The organism is Stenotrophomonas sp. ESTM1D_MKCIP4_1 (assembly GCF_003086895.1).
Lineage (GTDB): Bacteria > Pseudomonadota > Gammaproteobacteria > Xanthomonadales > Xanthomonadaceae > Stenotrophomonas.
The window spans coordinates 2,115,438-2,130,305 of sequence record NZ_CP026004.1; the positions used below are offsets into that span (position 1 = coordinate 2,115,438).

General features: G+C 66.3%; 14 protein-coding genes. All 14 read right to left on the minus strand.

Annotated features, from left to right (window positions below; all coding sequences use genetic code 11):
* Nucleotides 1-12: 12 nt before the first annotated feature.
* The 14 genes from fliE to flgK all read right to left on the minus strand — a co-directional run bounded on the left by fliE (nucleotide 13) and on the right by flgK (nucleotide 14,860).
* Entirely contained in the window at nucleotides 13-381 is a 369-nt protein-coding gene (gene fliE, locus C1924_RS09750) for a flagellar hook-basal body complex protein FliE (protein ID WP_108746650.1), read from the minus strand.
* Nucleotides 382-602: 221 nt separating this feature from the next.
* The gene (locus tag C1924_RS09755) at nucleotides 603-1,019 is read right to left on the minus strand and encodes a hypothetical protein (RefSeq protein ID WP_108765111.1); all 417 of its coding nucleotides are present in this window, start codon (nucleotides 1,017-1,019) and stop codon (nucleotides 603-605) included.
* Between the two features lie 179 nt (nucleotides 1,020-1,198).
* Nucleotides 1,199-2,704, minus strand: a complete 1,506-nt coding sequence (locus C1924_RS09760) for a sigma-54 dependent transcriptional regulator (RefSeq protein WP_108765112.1) — start codon at nucleotides 2,702-2,704, stop codon at nucleotides 1,199-1,201.
* Nucleotides 2,701-3,078 (minus strand): response regulator transcription factor, encoded by a 378-nt coding sequence (locus tag C1924_RS09765; RefSeq protein WP_108765113.1) that lies wholly within the window; start codon nucleotides 3,076-3,078, stop codon nucleotides 2,701-2,703. The genes C1924_RS09760 and C1924_RS09765 overlap by 4 nt, the downstream gene beginning before the upstream one ends.
* A gap of 14 nt (nucleotides 3,079-3,092) precedes the next feature.
* Entirely contained in the window at nucleotides 3,093-4,502 is a 1,410-nt protein-coding gene (gene rpoN, locus C1924_RS09770; RefSeq protein ID WP_108765114.1) for an RNA polymerase factor sigma-54, read from the minus strand.
* A 417-nt stretch (nucleotides 4,503-4,919) separates the two neighbouring features.
* Nucleotides 4,920-5,552 (minus strand): response regulator transcription factor, encoded by a 633-nt coding sequence (locus C1924_RS09775; RefSeq protein WP_025879002.1) that lies wholly within the window; start codon nucleotides 5,550-5,552, stop codon nucleotides 4,920-4,922.
* A gap of 91 nt (nucleotides 5,553-5,643) precedes the next feature.
* Nucleotides 5,644-6,222: a PilZ domain-containing protein gene (locus tag C1924_RS09780; RefSeq protein WP_108765115.1), complete on the minus strand. Its 579-nt coding sequence runs from the start codon at nucleotides 6,220-6,222 to the stop codon at nucleotides 5,644-5,646.
* Nucleotides 6,219-6,524, minus strand: coding sequence for a hypothetical protein (locus C1924_RS09785; protein WP_108765116.1), 306 nt, complete (start codon nucleotides 6,522-6,524; stop codon nucleotides 6,219-6,221). The genes C1924_RS09780 and C1924_RS09785 overlap by 4 nt, the downstream gene beginning before the upstream one ends.
* A gap of 3 nt (nucleotides 6,525-6,527) precedes the next feature.
* Nucleotides 6,528-6,947: a flagellar export chaperone FliS gene (gene fliS, locus C1924_RS09790; RefSeq protein ID WP_108765117.1), complete on the minus strand. Its 420-nt coding sequence runs from the start codon at nucleotides 6,945-6,947 to the stop codon at nucleotides 6,528-6,530.
* Nucleotides 6,948-7,090: 143 nt separating this feature from the next.
* Nucleotides 7,091-8,455, minus strand: coding sequence for a flagellar filament capping protein FliD (gene fliD / locus C1924_RS09795; protein ID WP_108765118.1), 1,365 nt, complete (start codon nucleotides 8,453-8,455; stop codon nucleotides 7,091-7,093).
* A gap of 181 nt (nucleotides 8,456-8,636) precedes the next feature.
* Nucleotides 8,637-10,046 (minus strand): flagellin, encoded by a 1,410-nt coding sequence (locus tag C1924_RS09800; RefSeq protein ID WP_108765119.1) that lies wholly within the window; start codon nucleotides 10,044-10,046, stop codon nucleotides 8,637-8,639.
* A gap of 228 nt (nucleotides 10,047-10,274) precedes the next feature.
* Nucleotides 10,275-11,681, minus strand: a complete 1,407-nt coding sequence (locus C1924_RS09805) for a flagellin (RefSeq protein WP_108765120.1) — start codon at nucleotides 11,679-11,681, stop codon at nucleotides 10,275-10,277.
* A 99-nt stretch (nucleotides 11,682-11,780) separates the two neighbouring features.
* Nucleotides 11,781-12,983 carry a flagellar hook-associated protein FlgL gene (flgL, locus tag C1924_RS09810; RefSeq protein ID WP_108765121.1) on the minus strand — a complete coding sequence of 401 codons (1,203 nt, stop codon included), beginning with the start codon at nucleotides 12,981-12,983 and terminating at the stop codon, nucleotides 11,781-11,783.
* Nucleotides 12,980-14,860 (minus strand): flagellar hook-associated protein FlgK, encoded by a 1,881-nt coding sequence (flgK, locus tag C1924_RS09815; protein WP_108765122.1) that lies wholly within the window; start codon nucleotides 14,858-14,860, stop codon nucleotides 12,980-12,982. Before flgK ends, flgL begins: the two co-directional genes overlap by 4 nt.
* Between the last annotated feature and the right edge of the window lie 8 nt (nucleotides 14,861-14,868).

The window sequence follows — 14,868 nt, forward strand, 5'->3', positions numbered from 1 at the left end:
CGTCAATGTTCCTTACAGCGGCATGTTCATCACGTCCTGGTAGGCCTGGACGAGACGGTTGCGGACTTCCACGGTGGCGCGGAAGGCGATCTGGGACTGCTGCGAGGCGACCATCACCTTGGCCAGGTCGGCGCCGGGCTCACCCAGCTCGAAGGCCTTGGCCAGCGCGCCGGATTTCTGCTGCGCATCGTTGACGCCGGCGATGGCGCCGCGCAGGGTTTCGGTGAAGCTGGCGGGCTGGACCTGCGGTGCGTCCAGCACCGTGCCCGGCAGGGCATTGCTACGCGGCGCTTCGGCCAGCGGGTTGAGCGCCGCCGGCTGTCCCATCTGGGTCTGATAGGAGCGGATCTGGGAGAGGATCGAAGTGACGGAGTGGGACATCTGCAACGGTTCCAGAAACAGGGATGGGGGTATTCGTCTGGAAGCAGTGCAAGCGGCGTGCCGAAACGCCTTTTCGATTCAGTGACGTGAGGGCCTGTATCCGGTAGCGCCGGCCGCTGGCCGGCAACCGCAGCGCCGCCGAATGGGGTCAGATCCCGTTGCGCGGCAACGGGCTCTGACCCGGGCATCAGGCGCCAGTTCCCCGGCGTCGGTTTTTTGGCCTAGGGCTGCAACGTCCAGTGGCCGGAATTCTGGCGCTGGCGCGGTGCCAGGGGGCCGTCGTGCTGGGTATAGATGAAGCGCCCCTGGCGATCGGTCAGGCAGCTCAGCAGCAGGGTGTAGCGGGCGGGACCCGCAGGATGGGCCTCGCTCATCTCTACTTCCGCGATATGCGGTGCCAGGCGGCGATAGCGGTAGTTGCCGCCGATGCGGATGCCGGTGCCCAGAACGTCAAGCGTGTAGGCGGCAGCGCCGAAGCTGACCTGCACCATGCGGCCGGCATTGGGATTGTCGGATGCGTACAGCGGGTCGCTGAGGTTGGTGAACTGGCGCCGATCGAGGGTGACAGGCAGGGTGCAGTCGGCGGCCATGGCCAGGGCGGGGCAGAGCAGGGCGGCAAACAACGTGATGCGGTACATGAAGCATCTCCTTGGGATGGTCCGCTCATGCTCCGCAGTCGCGTTGGCTGCTGTCTGTAGGACGACTTGCAAATGCACAGAGGTCGGATCCCTGTCCGACGGAAAGGGATCCGACCCCTGTGGGATCGCTCGGGTCAGAGCCCTTCCTGCGGAAGGGATCCGACCCCGGTGGCGGGTGCTCAGCTGGCCAGTTCGGCCTGCTCACGTTCGATGCCGTACTTGCGCAGCTTCTCCACCAGGGTGGTGCGGCGCAGGCCCAGCAGCTGGGCGGCATGGGCGACCACGCCCTGGGTGCGTTCCAGTGCTTCGTTGATCAGGCCCAGTTCGATCGTTGCCATGTGGTTGCGCAGGTCCAGGCCGTCGTCGGGCAGGGCGGCCGGGGCATTGCCGCGGTTCACGGCGATGCCATGTTCCAGCGCCGGCTGGCCGCCGCTGCCGGGGGTGTGGAAGGAGAAGCTGCGCAGGTCCAGGCGCTCCTCGGAAGCGGCCACCGGTGCCGGTGCAGGGGCGGCTACCGGTGCCAGTGCGGCGTCGCCACGGTAGCGGGCGGGCAGATCCTGCACGCGCACCGAACCACCCGGGTGCAGCACCGCCAGACGCTCGACCAGGTTGGTCAGTTCGCGCACGTTGCCCGGCCATTCGTAGCTGGCCAGGGCCTGCAGCGCTTCCGGGGTGAAGCGCACTTCGCCGCGACCGGTGCGGCCGAGCTGCATGGCAATGGTTTCCACCAGCGCGGGCAGGTCCTCACGGCGCTCGCGCAGTGCCGGCACTTCGATGGGGAACACGTTGAGGCGGTAGAACAGATCCTCGCGGAACTTGCCTTCGGCAATACGGGTTTCCAGATCGCGGTGGGTGGCGGCGACCACGCGCACGTTGCAGCGGATGGTCTGGTTGCCGCCCACGCGCTCGAAGCTGCGTTCCTGCAGCACGCGCAGCAGCTTGACCTGCATCGGCAGGCTCATGTCACCGATTTCATCCAGCAGCAGGGTGCCGCCTTCGGCCATCTCGAAACGACCCTTGCGAGCCGTCAGCGCGCCGGTGAAAGCGCCTTTTTCGTGACCGAACAGTTCGCTTTCCAGCAGGTCGGCGGGAATGGCGCCGCAGTTGATCGCGACGAACGGTCCATCCCGGCGCGGCGAGCGCTGGTGGATCGAACGCGAGACCACTTCCTTGCCGGTGCCCGATTCGCCCAGCACCAGCACGGTGGTATCGAAGGCGGCCACCTGTTCGATCATGGTGCGCAGTCCGGTCACGGCCGGGCCGTTGCCGGTCGGGCCCTGGTCCTGCACGGCGCCGGCCTGGTGCTCGGCATCCAGGCGCTTCAGGCTGGCCCGGCGCAGCAGGGCTTCCATCTGCGCATGGCGCAGCGGGGCTTCCAGCGGCCAGATGTTGGCTTCGTGCAGGCCGTGCTGCCGGGCAAATGCCGCAGCTTCACCATCGGCCAGCAGCACCGGCGGCGGCAGGCTGCTGCCGCCCAGCCAGGCATACAGCGCGGTGCTGGCCGCGCTGTCGTCCAGGCTGCCGACAATCACCGCCATCCAGTCATTCTGGCGCTGCCGGCCCAGGTCGAAATCGGCTGCGTCGGAGACCCAGCGCGGGTTGAAATCCATGAATTCCAGCAGGGCAACGGTGCGCTCGGCACGCACGGCGTCGTTGTCCAGCACAAGGATGCGCGATTCACTCACGATCGATTCTCCCTGAGGCCTTCCAGGATCGGCATGACTTCCTGGATGTACGACAACTTGCTGACGAAATTATCGGCGCCGGCGCGCAGCGCATGTTCGCGGTGCTCGACGTCGTCGAAGTGGCTGGCGATGACGATGTACGGGGCATCATCCTGCGACTTGATCAGGCGGGTCGCCTGCAGGCCACCCATTTCCGGCATCGCCAGGTCCATCAGCACCACCTGCGGGCGCAGCGACTCGGAACGCTCGATGGCTTCCAGGCCGTTGCCGGCGCTGCCGACGATCTGCAGCCAGTCGATCTTGCGGAAGTGGCGCATCGCCGCGTTGATGAATCCCTCATGGTCATCGACCAGCAGGACTGTGAGCTTGTTCATGTCCAACATCCTTTTCAGCCCACTCGGGCCAGCTGTGGTTGCCTGGCGCTGAGCCGGCGCCGTTCGCGGGCCGGGGCGATATCCAGTTGTTCGCGGTATTTTGCGACGGTTCGGCGGGCAATGTTCACCCCCTGGCGGGACAGCAGGGCGGCAATGGCCTCGTCAGCCAGCGGGCGACCGGCCGGTTCGGCGTCGATCAGGCGGCGCACCATGGCCTTGACGGCCTGGCCGGACACGCTGGCACCTTCCAGGCGCACAGCGAAGAAGTGCTTCAGCTCGAACGTGCCGCGCGGGGTCTGCAGGAACTTGCCGGTGGTGATACGCGACACCGTGGATTCGTGCATGCCGATCTCCTCCGCCACTTCCTTCAGGGTCAGCGGGGCCATGGCTTCTTCACCCCGCACCAGGAACGCGGCCTGACGTTCGACGATCACCCGCGCCGTGCGCAGCAGGGTGTCGTAGCGCATCGACAGGCCGCGGCTGAACCAGCGCGCTTCCTGCAGCATCTCGCGCAGGGCCGGGGCCGCATCGCTGGTCTCGGCCAGCGCCTGCTCGTACTGGGTGTTGATCGACACGCGGCGGCTGGTGGCCGGGTTCAGCGCAACTTTCCATTGGTCGTCGGCGTGCCAGGCGACCACATCCGGCACCACCACGGCATTGCGCTCGGGAAGCAGGCTGTCGCCCGGGCGGGGCTGCAGCGAGAGGATCAGGCGCACCGCTTCGCGTACGTCATCCACTTCGGCGTCGTGCTGCCGGGCGAGGGCGGAGTAATCATGGGCGGCCAGCGCATCGAGCGCGCCTTCCAGGATGCGCGCGGCCAGGTGGCGGGCCGGCACCACGCCGTGCAGGCTGTACAGCTGTGCAAGCAGGCACTCGCGCAGATCCTGCGCGGCCATGCCGGCCGGTTCGCCGTGCAGCAGCTGCTGGCGGATGGCTTCCACGCCAGCGCCGTCGATATCGAACTGAGCGCTGGCCAGCAGCTGCAGCTGGTCGAGCGGGGCCTGCAGGTAGCCCGCTTCGTCGCAGTGTTCCAGCCAGAATGCCGCGACCGCCAGCTCGCGTTCGTCAAGATCCAGCGCCAGGCGCTGCAGCACGCGCAGCTGCGGGTCGGTGGACTCGCCGGCGGCGATGCGGGCCATCCGGTCGTCGTCGCCGTCCTGCCAGCTGGTGCCGGCCACGTCCCACATCGACGACTCGGGCAGCTCATCAAAGGCAGCCGTTTCCAGCGTGGTGGCGGTGGCGTCGGTGGGGTCGGCAGCCGGGGCTTCGGCCTCCTCGATTTCCAGCAGCGGGTTGGAATCCAGCAACCGCTGGATTTCCTGTTCCAGGTGCAGGCCATCCAGCTGCAGCAGCCGGATGGACTGCAGCAACTGCGGCGTGATGTGAAGCGTCTGGCCCAGCTGGGTCGAAAGTGCAGCCTTCATGACAGTTCCCCGGCGCCGCTCCCCGACGCCTTGTGGAACACATCTTGCTTCTGATCCCGGACAGGCGGAATCGGGGGGTTCCTGAGTGAGTTGGTGGTGGTCCCGACAGGGTGTAGGGGTATTCCTTACATCGGCGCGGGAAGTTGACGAAGGCTGGCGCCAAGTTGTTGATTTGTGGTGCGCGACGGGCGGCCTGGCACCGCGTGCGCGTACGGAATTCCGTCAGGGGGTGTCAGGGTGACGGCATTCCGGCGCCTGCGGGTGCCCAACCCTGCGCTCGGCACCCGGCACCCGGCGGGGTAGAGTCGACCGTTGGTCGACTTCCGCGCGAAGCGCGTGATTTCCGGGCCTGTTACGAAGAGCAGTCGACTGACAGTCGACTCTACCGGGCCGGCGGGTCATCCGCCGCGCAACCGGTCATTCCAGCTCGTGCTGGTGGCGCGCTGCCAGCAGCAGCAGATCGTTGGCGCGGCGGCAGCCGAGCGATTCCATCATGCGGGCGCGGTGCGTCTCCACCGTCTTTACGCTGATGCCCAGGTCTGCAGCGATTTCCTTGTTGCTCTCACCCTTGCCGATGCGGCGCAGGATTTCCCGCTGCCGGGGTGACAGCGCGGCAATGCCGGTGGGCTTCTCGCGGCCCAGCATGGGCGCCAGCATCTTGGCCGAGATCTGCGGACTGAGGAACACCTGGCCGGCATGCGCGGCGCGCAGCGCCAGTTCCAGCTCCTGCGGGGCGGCATCCTTCACCACGAAACCCACGGCGCCACGGTCCAGTGCATCACGCACATGGGCGGCATCGTCATGCATGGTCATCATCACGATGCGCGTACCTGGCGCGCGCAGGCGGATGTCGCTCAGCGCTTCCAGGCCGGTACGGCCGGGCAGCGAAAGATCCATCAGGACCACGTCCGGTGCGTGCTGCAGGGCCATCTGCAACGCTTGTTCGGCGTTGCTGGCCTCGGCCACCAGCTGCACGTCGGCAAACCCCTGCAGCAGCCGCGCCAGGCCAGCGCGAACCAGGGTGTGATCGTCGACGATGAGAACTCGCACAGGCACGTTGCAGGTCCGTAAGGGGAGTCCACCTTAACTTAGCTGAACGGGCACGCCAAGAGCAGTCCGTCCCGCTTCCGGGTGGCAGGTTTCAGCGCGTGCGTCGCGCTTCGGCAACCTGACGCCGATGCAAACGGAACAAGTGACGTTCCATGGCCATTTCCAGGCCATCGCCCAGGCGGTTGAAGCGCAGCCACAGGAAATGGCCGCCGCTGCCATCGGCCGCTTCGGCGATGACGTCCACGGGCAGGTCGATGTTGTCCGGCAACCACTCGCTGGGCTGCAGGCGCACCACGCCGGCCTGGCCGGGCAGGGCGCCGCTGCGGGGGCCCAGCTGCAGGCGGATGCCACGGCGCGACCAGCGCACCGGGCGCAGGGGCAGGTCGTGACCCTGCTGGCGCACCAGGCGGCCCAGCAGCACCAGGGTCAGGTCAAGCTTGGCTTCCAGCCGCTGGATCTGCAGCGTGGCTTCGCTGCGCTCATCGTGCTCGTCCACGCGGCTGTCTTCCACCAGCGCCAGGCTGCGCAGCAGGCCCTCGGCGCTGCTGGTGCGGCCGAAGGCGCTGCCGGCCTGGAACTCGGCCGGCAGGGCCAGCTCGCAGCTGAGCGTTTCGTCGAACAGCTCGCTCTCGGCCGGGTGGTGCAGCGACGTGGTCGGCAGCAGGGTCATGCCAGCGATTCTGCCTTGCGGTACGCATGGGCGGCGCGAAGGGAGGTGCGCCCGGCGTTGAGGTGGCGGGCAGCGGTATCACGCAGTTCGCACATTTCGTCCATTACGGCGTGCTGCAGGGCGAGCAGGCGGGTGATTTCCTGGATGGAGATCGGCGAGATCGGATGGGCGAACAGACCCCGCACGTCGCGGTCGTAGCTCTCCACCAGCCGCTCGGCTTCGTCATGGGAACCGCTGTGCACCGCCGTGCGCAGGCCCTCCAGCGACTGTGCCAGCGCCTGGATGCTCGCAGAAACGTCCATCGATCAGGCCTCCGCCGGCGAGGCGGCGTGGCGCTGGTCGGCGGGGATGGCGGCCCATGCGGACTCGATCTCCACCAGCAGCCCCAGCACTTCCTGCAGCGCGACCGGATCGTTGTGCAGGTTGGCCTCGGTCAGGCGCTGCAGCATGTACTCGTAGAGCGAGGACAGGTTGCCCGCGATCTCGCCACCGGCCTCGTGGTCGATGGAGCCATTGAGGTGGCCGACGATCGCGCACGCTTCACCGATGGCGCGGCCCTTGCGCGCCTGGTCGCCCTGGCTCAGCGCTGCTTCGGCGCGTCGCACGCGCTCGCAGGCGCCGCCCAGCAGCATGGCGACAAGCTTGTGCGGGTCGGCTTCGGTGGCGCTGCTGGAAACACCTACCTTGCGGTACTGCTCAGCGAACTGGCGGCTGGTGCCGTGCATGGTTTCTTCTCCTGGATCCTGTCAGTGGCGCGCACGGGTGGACGCGTTCCAACCACTGGCGACGGCATGCGTGATTCGCGCCTGGCGTCGGGTTGTTCTTGATATCGGCGCGGTCGGGCCAACTCTTGAGTGGCCCGTTACGGTCATTTGCTGGTCTTGGCCTGCAGCGATGCCAGCTGCTGGGTCAGGTAGTCGCTGGTGCTCTGCATCTGCGCCACCAGCTGGTCCATGGCCGTGAACTGGGCGGTATAGCGCGCAGAGACCTTTTCCATTCGGGCGTCCAGGTCATCCAGCTCCTTTTCCAGCGTCTTGATCTGCTTGTTCAACGCGGTAGTGCGCTGGGTCAGCGTGCCCTGGGTGCTGTCGAGCTGGCTCTTCAGCATCGTCTGCATGCTGGTGGTCAGCGTGCCCTTCTCGCCGAACAGTGCATCCGCGGCGGCGGGATCGGCAGCCATGGTCTTGTCGAACGCGGCCGAGTCGAATGAAAGCGATCCATCCTTGCCGATGGTCACGCCCAGCGCCTTGAGCTGGTTGACGTTGGCGCTCATCTGCCCGCGCAGCTGCTGCTGCAGGCCGCGCACCATGGAATCGCCGGTCAGCACGGAGGCCGTTTCGGTGGTGGCATCGTAGGCGCTGGCCGACTTCAGCATGCTGCTGGTGGCGTTGTAGGCGGCGATGAAGGCCTGCAGGTTGGTCTTCATCGGCGTGTTGTCCTGCGCCACGGTCAGGGTCTTGGTGGTGCCGACCTCTGCCTTGGTCACCGTCAGGGTCACGCCCGGGATGATGTCGGCAATGGTGTTGCTGCTGGACGTACGGGTGAAGCCGTCAACCTTCACCACGGCATCGGTGGGTGCGACGGTCTGGGTCAGGCCGCCGGAGGTGCCGTCCCAGGTCAACTGGTCCAGGCCGCCATTGCCACCACTGCTGCTGAGCGTGATGGCACCCTTCGTGCCCGAATCAACGGCATTCAGCACCAGGTGCTGGCCGTCGTCGGCCGTGATCACGCTGGCGCTGACCCCCTTGCCGCCGGCGGCGCTGTTGATGGCCGAGGCGATGTCCGACAGCGTGCCCTTGTCCGACACGTCGATGGACAGCGTCTTGTCACCGTAGGCAACCGTCAGCGTGCCCGTGCCGATCTGGGTGTCTTTGCTGAACGCAGCGGAGGTCAGTTTCTGGTTCTGCGACAGGCTGACCACTTCGATGTTGTGGGTGCCGGCGGTCGCCGCAGTCTTGCCGGTGGTGGCATCGGTGACGATGGCGGCGGTGAAGCCGGCGTTCTCTGCGGGCGTGGCCTTGAACGTCGGCCGCGATGCACTCTTGGAGAAGGTCTCCAGGGCAGTCTGCAGGCTGGTGAGCGAACTCTTGATGCTGCCCAGCGCCGATAATTTGGCGGTCGCCGCCGTGCCGGCCGTATTGATCCGGGTTTCCGTCGGCTTGCGTTCGGCCGCAACCAGCTGGGCGACGATGGTAGTGACGTCGAGGCCGGAGCCTACAGTGCTTAGTGCCATGGGAGTTCCTTGCGAGATGCCGGTATTCCGAACACCGCCGGCCCAAAGGGAATATCGGCCGGTGCGTGGCCCACTTGAGCCATTCGGAGTGTTGTCATGCACCCGCTCCTGCAACCGGCGTGCCAGAACGCATGAAGCCCGCTTGCGCGGGCTTCATGGAGATCGGGCTGAAGGCCTTCTCTTACTGGAGCAGGCTCAGCACGCTCTGCGAGGAGCTGTTGGCCTGGGCCAGCATCGCGGTACCGGCCTGCTGCAGGATCTGCGTGCGGGTCAGTTCAGCGGTTTCCTTGGCGTAGTCGGTGTCGCGGATGCGGCTGCGCGAGGCCGACAGGTTCTCCGAGGAGGTCTGCAGGTTGGCAACCACCGAGGTGAAGCGGTTCTGCACGGCACCCAGGTCGGCGCGCGAGGAGTTGATGGTCTGCAGTGCGGCGTCGACCGAACGCATCACGGCTTCAGCACCCTTCACGTCGCTGATGTCGAAGGCGGACACGGCGGTGCCGGTGTCGCTGATGGCGACCGAAGCATCGCCACCGACGGTGAAGCCGGTGAAGGCCATGGTGCCATTCACGTTGCTCGGGGCCGCGTAGTTGATGTTCAGCGTGCCGCCGGTGGTGGCGTCAGCGGCAATACCGTACGAAGCCGAGGTTGCTGCATCGCCCGCGGTGAATGCGGTGGTGATGTTGCGGCCATCGTCAGCGATCAGGTCCAGGCCCGAACCATTGTCAACGGCGCGGACGCCGGTGCGGGACGACTGGGCGTTGATCTGCGCCATGGCGTTGGCGCGGTTCGACGCTGCATCGCCGGTGTTGGTCAGGTTGATGTTGACGCCGTTGATCTGCACCGAGTCAGCATCGCCGGCCGTGCCAGCGGCGCCGGAAGTGCCCGAAACCTTGGCAGCATTGGCGGTGACCTGCATGCCGGCGATGCCCTTGCTGGTGATGGCAGCAGCGATTGCGGCGGCATCATTGGCAATGGTGCCCAGATCGTAGTCGGTACCACCGACGTTGATCGACTTGGCTGCAGCGGTGTCGCTGGCGGTGCCAATGCCCTTGTCGAGCGCGTTCACGCCCTGGTACTGGCCCAGCGCCGAGGTGCGGGCGTTGGCAATGCCGGAGATGGCGATGGTCTGGCCGGCGTTGGCGCCGATCTGGAAGGACTTGCTGCCGAAGCTGCCGTCCAGCAGCTTGGTGCCGTTGAATTCGGTCTGGGTGGCAACGCGGTCGATTTCCGAGACCAGCTGGGTGACTTCGGCCTGCAGGGCGGCGCGGTCGGTGTCGGAGTTGGTGGCGTTGGCGGACTGGACAGCCAGTTCGCGGATACGCTGCAGGTTGTTGCCGATTTCGGTCATCGCGCCTTCAGCGGTCTGCGCCAGCGAGATGCCGTCGTTGGCGTTGCGCGAGGCAACGTCCAGGCCGCGGATCTGGGTGGTGAAACGCTCGGAGATCGCCAGGCCGGCAGCATCGTCCTTGGCGCTGTTGATGCGCAGGCCGGACGACAGGCGCTGGATGGTCGTAGCCAGCGAAGCACCGCTGGTGCCCAGGTTGCGCTGGGCATTGAGCGACATGATGTTGGTGTTGATGACTTGTGCCATGGTGGCGATTTCCTCTTTGGCGTTAGACCCGGAAGCTGTGTCCGGTACCTTTGCAGCTGGGCGGGGAGAGTCTGCAATGCCGCTGCTGATACCAATAACGGCAACCCATCGCGGGCCTTTAGAGGGAATTGACAATTCGTGAGGCCGCGCACGCGCCGGGCATCTGGCCTCCCTGAACGAACAGGGCCCTCCAATGGAGGGCCCTGGTGGTCCAGCTGTCAGTAACGCTTACTGCTGCAGCAGGCTCAGCACGCTCTGGGTGGAGGTGTTGGCCTGGGCCAGCATCGCGGTGCCGGCCTGCTGCAGGATCTGCGTGCGGGTCAGTTCAGCGGTTTCCTTGGCGTAGTCGGCGTCACGAATACGGCTGCGCGAAGCAGACAGGTTTTCCGAGGTGGTCTGCAGGTTGGCGATGGTCGAGGTGAAGCGGTTCTGCACCGCACCCAGGTCGGCACGCGAGGAGTTGATGGTCTGCAGCGCGGCGTCCACCGAGCGCAGCACGGCTTCGGCGCCGTCCACCTTGCTGATGTCGAACGCGGCCACCGAGGTGCCGGTGCTGGCGATGGCCAGCGGATCCCAATCGATGTCGTCGAAGCCGGTGGTGAATTCGATCGTGCCCTGCACGTTGTCCGGTGCCACGTAGTTGATGTTCAGCGTGCCGCCCACCGTGCCATCGGCCGGCAGGCCGTAGTCGCCCACGCCAGCGCCGGTGAATTCGGTGGTGATGTTGCGACCGTCGGAGACCAGGGCGATGCCCGAACCGTTGTCCTCGGCGCGCACGCCGGTCTTGGCAGACTGCGCGTTGATCTGCGCGATGGCGTTGGCGCGGTTGCTGGCAGCGTTGCCGGTGTTGGTCAGGTTGATCTGCGTGCCGTTGATGGTCATCACATCGACATCGCCTGCGGTGCCGGCGATGGCAGCGCTGGTGCCCACGGCGCGGGCGGCATTGGCGGTGGCCTGGAAGCCGGCGATGTTCTGGCTGGTCAGCGCGGCGGCGATGGCCTTGGCATCGTCAGCCACGGTGCCCAGGTTGTAGACCGTGCCACCGATGGTGATGGCCTTGGCGCTGGCGGTGTCGCTGGCAGCGGCCATGGCCATGCTCTTCTCGTTCACGCCCTGGTACTGGCCCAGTGCGGATGCGCGGGCGTTGGCGATGCTGTCGATGCTGATGGTCTGGCCGGCGTTGGCACCGATCTGGAAGATCTGCGAGGAGAACGAGCCGTCCAGCAGCTTGGTGCCGTTGAAGTCGGTCTGGGTGGCCACGCGGTCGATTTCGGCAACCAGCTGCGACACTTCCGCCTGCAGGGCCTGGCGGTCGGTGTCGGAGTTGGTGGCGTTGGCCGACTGCACGGCCAGTTCACGGATACGCTGCAGGTTGTTGCCGATTTCGGTCATCGCGCCTTCGGCGGTCTGCGCCAGCGAGATGCCGTCGTTGGCGTTGCGTGCAGCCACGTCCAGGCCGCGGATCTGGGTGGTGAAGCGTTCGGAGATCGCCAGGCCGGCGGCATCGTCCTTTGCGCTGTTGATGCGCAGGCCCGAAGACAGGCGCTGGATCGAGGTCGCCAACGACGCACCGGAGGTGTTCAGGTTGCGCTGTGCGTTGAGCGACATGATGTTGGTGTTGATGACTTGTGCCATGGTGTTTCTCCAGTGAGTGTGGCGTTACAGCGTCGGTCTTCGGATACGAAGCGGTAGGGGAGGGCGGAATGCCCTGAAACGGTGTTGAAGGAAGCGGTATCAGCGGATCATGTTGAACAGCGACATGGTCTGCATCTGCGAGAACATGGTCTGTGCGGCCTGCAGTGCGGCGCTTTCCAGCTTGTATTGGCTGATGGCGTCGGCGTAATCCAGGTCACGCATTCCAGAGAGCGTTGTCTTCAGGCTGACGGCATTGGATTCCCGCAGCGATTCGGCGTTGTCGATCGCAGTCAGTTGCGCGCCGCCCGAAGCACGCGCATCGATCATGGCTTCCGCGGCGCGGGCAACGTCGCGGGTCCCGGTCTGCAGCAGGTTCTGCTGCGCGGCGCGGGCTTCGGGGGTGGACGTATCCATGTCCAGGGCGGCCACCAGCTGATCGACGGTGGCAAAGATGTCGCGGGTGGTGGACGGGCCCGCGCTGAAGGTGTCGCCGGCTGCCGGTGCACCTTCGAGGGTGACCCGCATGCCGCCGAACACGATGTCCTCGCCAGCGGTGTAGGTGCCGGTGGAAAGCACGGCACCGTTGGCATCACGGATCTCGTAAGCGTCGGTGCCAGTGAAGGCGATGGTGTAGCTCTCGCCATTCCAGCTCGACGTGCCGTCGCGGCCGATGTTGGTCAGCACGCCGGTGCCGGCATTGCTGGCGCTGGCGCTGCCATCGACGGTGCCATCCCCGGTGCGCAGGCGCATGAAGATCTCGCTGCCGGGCAGGGCATCGGCAACGAACGTGCCCGGCGCGACTTCCACCTGCCGCTGGGTCTGGTCCCCGCTGTAGGTGACGGTGCCGTTGGACAGCGAGAACGGCGCGGCGTCACTGTTGGTGCCACCGAACAGGTAACGGCCGGTGCCATCGGTGCTGTTGGCCAGCGCCAGCAGCGATTCCTTGATCGAACTCAGTTCGGAGGCCACGCCCTTCAGGTCGGCGCTGGACAGCGCAGGATTGCTGGCCTGCAGGGTCAGTTCGGTGATGCGGGACATCATTTCGCCAGCTTCGGCCAGCGCGTTTTCCTGCAGGCCCAGGCGGTTCTGCACCACGTTGGCGTTCTTGCCAAGCTGGTCCAGCGCGGCCACGGCACGGTCCAGCGACACCGCGGTGCCCGCAGCGACCGGGTCGTCCTTGGCGCTGACCAGCTTGCTGCCGGTGGCCAGCTGCTGTTCGAGATGGTTCATCTTGCTCTGCTTGGCCATCATCAGCGATACAGACTGGTTGAAGACCATGCCGGTGGAGATTCGGTTGTTCATCGCGATACGGCTCCGAGGATGGTCTGGAACATGTTGTCGGCGGTGGAAATGAGCTGCGAAGCCGCCTGGTAGGCCTGCTGCAGGCGGAGCATGTCCGCGGCCTCTTCATCGAGGTTCACGCCGGAAATCGAGTCACGTGCCGACTGCGCCTGGTCGGTGATCACCTGCTGTGCGTCGAGCGAGTACTCGGCGGCGCGTGCAGCAGCACCCACCTGGGTGGTCAGCCCGCCCAGTGCACCGCTGAGAGTGATGGTGCCGGCGTTGAACGCCTTGGCGTCCTCCACCTTGGCCATGGCCAGCGCATTGCTGTTGTCGGCCGAGCCGACCGGCGTCGGGGTGATGTTGAAGACGTCGCCGGCCTTCGGCGCACCGTCCAGCACGAAGCTCCAGCCGTTGGCGGAAATCGTCTGTCCCGGCGTGTAGGTGAACGGGCCGTCGCCATCGATGGTGTATTCGGTGCCCGAGGTGAACACGATGGCGGCCGCATTGCGCAGGTCGGCATTGCCGGGGTCGGTCACCTTCACGTCGGTCAGCTTGCCGGTACCGGTGTTGGTCAGCGCGGCGCTGCCCTTGACCGGCGCAGCCGCCGCCAGGCGCGAGGTATCGGTGATGGCCACGCTGATGCTGCCGGCCACACCCGCGGTCGGCTGCAGCAGGAAGCGATCATTGGTAGCCGGGGTGCCGCTGACCACCAGCTCCACGCCGTTGACCACCAGCGGATCGGCGGCGGTGCCAGTGCCGGTCATGGCCACGCTGGCGCCGGTATCCGAACGCACGGCCTGCCACTGGCTGCCGTTGTACTTCAGCACGATGTTCTGCGCGTCCAGGGCGGACAGATCGCCAAAGCTGGCGGTGATCGACGCGGTGCCGGTGTTGCTGGTGTTGTTGGTGACGCGCGGGCTGCCGATGTTGAACAGATCACCGCCCATGTTGCCGTACAGGTCCACGCCGTTGTGGTGGGCGTCGTTGAACGTGCTGGCCAGGCCGATGGCGAGCTTGCCGAGTTCGGACTGGGCCGGCGTCAGTACGGTTTCGCGGAACTCGAGCATGCCGCCGACCTGGCCACCGAGTGACTTCGGGTCCAGCGTGATCTTCACGCCCTGGCTCTCCAGCGCCAGCTGCAGGCGCTCGGGCTGGTAGGGGTCGGTAACGGTGGTCACCTTTGAGGCCGTGGTGCCGACCACCAGTGCCTGGCCGCCTGCGGTGTAGACGTTGAGCGTGCCGCCGTCCTGGGCCACCGCAGTGCCGCCGGTATAGCCCACCAGGTTGGCGATCAGCTGGTCGCGGCGATCAAGCAGGTCCGGCGCAGCGTTGGTGGCATTGCCGCCGATGGCGCCGTTGAGCTGGGCGATCTCCGCCGCCAGGCGGTTGATTTCCGTGGCCGCAGCGGTCAGACCGTTGTTGACCTCGCTGTTGAGCGTATCCAGGCTGGTGTTGAGCTGCTGGAAGCGGTTGGCCAGGGTGTTGGCGCTGTCCAGCACGTTCTGCCGGTCCGCGCTGCCGGACGCATTGGAAGACAGGCCACTGACCGAATCAAAGAAGCTGGACCAGACCCCGGCCACATTGGTGGCCGAATCGGAGAAGAGTGCATCGACGCGGTCGGCCATGGTCGACAGCTGCTTCAGGCGCGCCAGTTCGCCGCTGCTGTCGAGCAGCCGCGAGATCGCCAGCTGGTCGGCGGTGCGGCGGATGTCGACGATGCGGGTACCGTTGCCGACGTCACCGTAGCCGTAGTTCTGCGGATCGGCGGTGGCGAAGTCGACCTTCTGCCGGCTGTAGCCGGCCGTGTTGATGTTGGCGACGTTGTGGCTGGTCGTCGCCAACGCACGCTGGAAGGCGAGCAGGGCGTTGGTACCGGTGGAAAGGACGCTGGACATGGGGTTCC